Source organism: Cyclobacterium salsum (assembly GCF_010119245.1).
Classification (GTDB): Bacteria; Bacteroidota; Bacteroidia; order Cytophagales; family Cyclobacteriaceae; genus Cyclobacterium; species Cyclobacterium salsum.
In genome coordinates, this window is the sequence record NZ_WNKG01000028.1 from 1 (window position 1) to 5,546 (window position 5,546).

Genomic DNA, 5,546 nt, shown 5'->3' on the forward strand with positions numbered 1-5,546 from the left:
GAAGTGATCAAAAGACTGGAGAGCAGCGACGAATCCGAAATGATGCCCCCTCCGGAATCCAACCTGAAACTCACCGAAGAGGAGAAGGGAATCATAAGAAAATGGATTCGGCAGGGTGCCCCCTACGAACCGCACTGGGCCTTTGTTCCACCCGTAAAATCAGCCCTCCCAGACGTATCCAACACCGCCTGGGTAGCAAATGAAGTCGATCACTTTGTGCTCAACAGGCTTGAGCACCGGGGCCTTCAGCCCAATGAAAAAGCAGACAAAATGCACCTGCTCAAGCGCCTGAGCATCGACCTGACCGGCCTTCCCCCTAGCCTGGCGCTGATGCAGGCTTACCGGGAGGATGAATCCCCCGAAGCCACCGACAAAATCATCGATCGTTTGTTGGAAAGCTCCGCCTTTGGCGAGCGGATGGCCGTACTCTGGATGGATATTTCCCGTTATTCCGACAGCTACGGGTACCAGGATGATAATATCCGTACCCAATGGCCCTATCGGGACTGGGTTATCCATGCCTTTAATAATAACCTGCCCTACGATCAGTTCATCACCTGGCAACTGGCCGGAGACCTGCTTCCCAATGCGAGCAAGGAACAGATACTGGCCACCGCCTTCAACCGAAACCACAAGTACACCGAAGAAGGCGGGGTCATTCCCGAAGAATACCGGGTAGAATACAATGTAGACAAAACCAACACCTTCAGCAAAGCCATTCTGGGCATGACCGTGGAATGCGCGCAGTGCCACGATCACAAATACGATCCCATTTCCCAGGAAAACTACTTTCAGATGTATGCCTTTTTTAACAATACACCTGAAAAAGGCTACGAAGGCGATGTGAGCATCTCCAAACCCGCCAAAAACCCGATCATGTGGATTGAGCACGAGGATTTGGAAGGAGTCCTTGATTTTGTTAACCATAAGGACACCAGCAACATCATGGTCTCCGTAATGGCTGACTTCAAGGATAGCCTGCGAAATACCTACGTACTGGACAGAGGTGTCTACGACCAGCCGACTACCGAAGTCACCGTATCGACTCCCGAAGCGATCCTGCCCTTTGATGAAAGTAAGTATGAAAAGAGCAGGTTGGGCCTGGCCAAATGGACCTTTGCGGAAGAAAACCCCCTCACCGCAAGGGTATTTGTAAACCTGATCTGGCAGGAGCTTTTTGGTGCAGGTATCGTGAGAACCGCCGGAGACTTCGGCATGCAGGGAGACCTGCCCACCCATCCCCAACTGCTGGATTGGCTGGCAGTGGATTTTCGGGAGAGCGGCTGGGACATCAAGCACCTGATCAAAACCATTGTCAGCTCGGCTACCTACCAGCAGTCGGCAAAAGTAGATGACCGTAAAATGGAAAAAGATCCCGGCAATTTCTACCTGGCGCGAGCACCCCGAATCCGGATGAATGCCGAGCATATCCGGGACATGGTCCTGTTTAGCAGTGGGCTAATGGTACAGGAGCTGGGAGGCCCCAGCGTCAAACCCTACCAGCCGGAAGGTCTTTGGGAGGCATCTACTTCCGGAAGGGGCGAATTGGCCGAGTACCGGCAGGATGAGGGCAACTCCCTTTACCGACGGGGGCTCTATACCTTTATCAAGTTAACCTCCCCTCCGCCCAAACCCATCATCTTTGATGGAAGTAACAGGGATGTATGCGAAGTGACCCGAAACAGAACCAATACGCCGCTACAGGCACTGGCCATGCTGAACGACCCCCTGGTTCTGGAGGCATCCAGAGTAATGGCAGGAGAATTGGTCGGAGCAGGCAAAGCGGCAGAGGCGGCCATAGAGGAAGCTTTTGCCCGGATCCTATGTCGCCCTCCCGGAGAGGAAGAACTGCGGCTTTTAACAGAATATTACCAAGAGGAACTCAAACGATTCCAGAAGCGACCTGAAAAAATACTGCATGCGGTCCGGGCCGGAGATTCACCCCTGGGTCCGAACGCGGATAAACCCGAAACAGCCGCCCTCATGCAGGTAGTGGTGGCCATTTACAATGTGGAAGAAGCGATTACCAAAACCTGATATGGAAAAAGAACGATTAGAAAGCGGATTGAATGAAAACAGGAGGAAATTCCTGTCCAAAATGAGCCTTGGATTGGGAAGCGTAGCGTTGGGCTCGCTTTTAATCCCCGACTTGTTTAATGGAAAATCCCAATTGGATACCGATAAGTTGATGGCAAGCCTGCCTCATTTTGCTCCCAAGGCAAAACGGGTGATCTATTTGTTTCAAAATGGGGCTCCCAGTCAATTGGAATCCTTTGATTATAAACCCACCCTCAATGAACGAATCGGAGAAGAACTCCCCGATTCCATCCGTCAGGGGCAGCGCCTCACTGGCATGACCGCCGGACAATCTTCCTTCCCTTTGGTAGGGTCCTACCATGGGTTTAACCAATACGGGCAATCAGGAGCCTGGGTAAGCGATCTTTTTCCTTACACCGCCAAGATTGTCGACGAACTCTGCATCGTCAAATCCATGCATACCGAAGCCATCAATCACGATCCTGCGCTCACCTTTTTTCAAACCGGTGCCCAGGTAGGAAACCGGCCCAGCATGGGTGCCTGGCTGAGCTACGGCCTGGGAAGTGAAAACAACAACCTTCCCAGTTTCTGCGTGCTGTTATCCAGGGGAAAAGGGAACGGTCAGGGCGTTTATTCCAAACTCTGGACCAATGGCTTTCTCAATTCCGTACACCAGGGCGTGCAATTCTCCAGCGGAGATGATCCCGTACTTTACCTGAATGATCCCGAAGGGATGGACAAGGTAGACCGGAGACGCATGCTGGACAAGATCTCCGCACTCAACCAGATGAATTACCAATCCTTCGGTGACCCGGAGATCAGTGCCAAAATACAGCAGTACGAAATGGCCTACCGCATGCAAACCGCCGTACCGGAGGTGACCGATGTGACCAAAGAGCCCGACAGCATCGTCAAACTCTACGGCCCCGAATGCCTGGTGCCCGGTACCTATGCGGCCAATTGCCTGTTGGCCAGAAAACTGTCCGAAAATGGCGTTCGCTTTGTCCAGCTTTACCATCAGGGATGGGATCAGCACGGCAACCTGCCCAATGAAATGGCAGGTCAGGCCCTGGATACCGATCAGGCATCCGCCGCCCTGATCACCGACCTGAAACAGCGCGGGCTGCTCGACGAAACCCTGGTCATCTGGGGTGGGGAGTTTGGCCGGACCAATTACTGCCAGGGAAGGTTTTCCGCTGAGAATTATGGCAGAGATCATCACCCACGTGCCTTCTCCATCTGGATGGCAGGCGGAGGCGTAAAACCAGGCATTACCTATGGGGAAACGGATGAATTTGGTTACAATATTGTCAAAGACCCGGTGCATGTCCATGACTTTCACGCCACCATGCTTCACCTGCTGGGGATAGATCATGAACGACTGACCTTCAAACACCAGGGCAGAAGGTACCGGCTGACCGATGTGGCCGGCAACCTGGTCAATGACATCATTGCCTGATCCATCACCTCCTATCTTGCTGCTCCTATATGCTATCCAATAAATTGAAGGCCATCCTGGGCCAGATCGTTTTTGCCGTCAATGTCTTTGTACTGTTTTTGGTAGTAGCCGAAAGCCGGGTACTCATTCCCGATTGGCTTCATGTATTCGGAAGGCTGCACCCCTTGCTGCTGCACTTTCCCATTGTTCTCATCCTGCTTGCCCTGGCACTGATCGGTATTCCCGATCTCTTGAAAAACAAAGAAGATAGCCAGGTCTATGGCAGGGACCTCTTGCTGCTGGGGACGCTTACGGCGGGCTTTACCGTCATCGCCGGATTGCTGCTATCCCACGAAACTGGCTACGATCAAAGTGCCCTGACCTGGCATAAGTGGACCGGATTGGCCGTGTTCTGGGCTTCCTCCCTGCTATATAACTTCATCAGCCATCCCAACCAGTTGCTCATCAAATCCTCTACGGCCTTTCTGGCACTGGTGGTGGTGCTTTCCGGTCACCTGGGCGCCTCCATCACCCATGGGGAAGATTTCATTACCGGCCCCTTAAAAAACGACGAGCTGATCACCGTCGACCTGGAGGATGCCGAAGTTTTTGCTCATGTGGTGTATCCCATCCTTGAAAACAAATGTGTCAGCTGCCACAAAGCCTCTAAACAAAAAGGGGAATTGCGGATGGATCAGGCAGCACTCCTGCTCAAAGGCGGAGAATCCGGCCCCGCCGTGGTACCCCATGACCTGGAAAACAGCCTGATGGCCCAGCGCATCAACCTTCCCCAGGAGGACGAGGATCACATGCCACCGGAAGGCAAGCCTCAGTTGACAGCCGAAGAAAAATCCATTTTGGAAGCCTGGATTCATTCCGGAGCCCCGGTGGACGGCAAGGTACTGGAGCTATCCGATACCAGCAGCATCTATAGCCTGGCCGTAAATAAGTTTAATGCCAAACCGGCAGGCTATGAATTCGAAGAAGCAGATGCAGAAACCGTGGAAAGCCTCAACAACTTTTACCGGAAAGTACAGGCACTGGGGCTGGAGTCTCCGGCACTGTCGGTAAGCTATTTTGGCAGGGCCAGTTTTGACCCCGAATCATTAAAAGAACTGGAAGCCGTTCAGATTCAGACCGTCTCCATTAATCTGAACAACATGCCAGTGGAAGACACCGACCTGGAATTCCTTTCCGGATTCACCCATCTGGAAAAACTCTACCTCAACTTTGCTTCCATCAAAGGGGAAGGCCTGCAGCACCTGCAGGGCCTGGAGAAGCTAGCACTACTATCCTTGGCCGGTAATCCGCTTGAGGAGAACGCCGTAGAGCAGCTATCCAAACTGAAAAGCCTGGAAAAATTATTCGTCTGGAATACCGGGCTGTCCGAGGCATCCCTGGAGAAACTGAGTACGGCACTTCCGGGAACCCAAATTGAGTCCGGAGGCAGTGTGAGCGAAACGGTATTGATGCTCAATCCTCCGGTGATTCGCTTTGACAAGGCTTTTTTCAGGGATAAACTCACCGCTGAACTCACCCACCCCATTGGAGCCACCACGCTATTTTACACCCTGGATGGTACCGATCCGGATAGCAGCAACCACCTGGTCTACGAAAAGCCATTGGAAATCGATTCGGACAAAATCCTGAAGGCCCGGGCCTTTGCGGAGGGGTGGATCGGAAGTGAAGTCGCCGAGGCGGAATTTATTCAGTCAACGATCGCACCGGACTCTTACCAGATGAACTACCTGCCGGAGGACCGCTACAAAGGAGACGGGCAGGAAAGTTTGTTTGACAGGAAAAAAGCGATCCCCGATGTCTGGAACCTCAATTGGCTGGGGTTTTTCAACAATCCGCTGGAGGTAGAAATGGAATTTAATACCCCTACGGACATTAACTCCATGGCCTTGTCTCTTTGGCAAAATGGCGGATCCCGGTTTTTTCCTCCCGGAGAAGTACAACTATGGACCCGGGACAGCCCGGAACAAAACTGGCAACTGGCTAAAACCTACCAACCCAACCCGCTTTCCAAGGAGGACCCCTCCCTGCTCAGGCAGCTTAAGATACCCTT

The 5,546-nt window shown here is 52.6% G+C and carries 3 protein-coding genes; all 3 read left to right on the plus strand.

Annotated elements, in window-relative coordinates:
• The coding region (locus GJS45_RS23410) for a DUF1549 and DUF1553 domain-containing protein (RefSeq protein ID WP_162344323.1) at window positions 1-2,037 on the plus strand (2,037 nt) is incomplete at its 5' end.
• Between the two features lies 1 nt (window position 2,038).
• Window positions 2,039-3,496, plus strand: a complete 1,458-nt coding sequence (locus GJS45_RS23415; protein ID WP_162344324.1) for a DUF1501 domain-containing protein — start codon at window positions 2,039-2,041, stop codon at window positions 3,494-3,496.
• 29 nt (window positions 3,497-3,525) lie between these two features.
• On the plus strand, window positions 3,526-5,546 hold a 2,021-nt coding region (locus GJS45_RS23420; RefSeq protein ID WP_162344325.1), incomplete at its 3' end, for a c-type cytochrome domain-containing protein.

Excerpts from the sequence above, each read along its gene's own strand:
- GJS45_RS23415 (WP_162344324.1), top strand. The coding sequence starts at position 2,039 with ATGGAAAAAGAACGATTAGAAAGCGGATTGAATGAAAACAGGAGGAAA.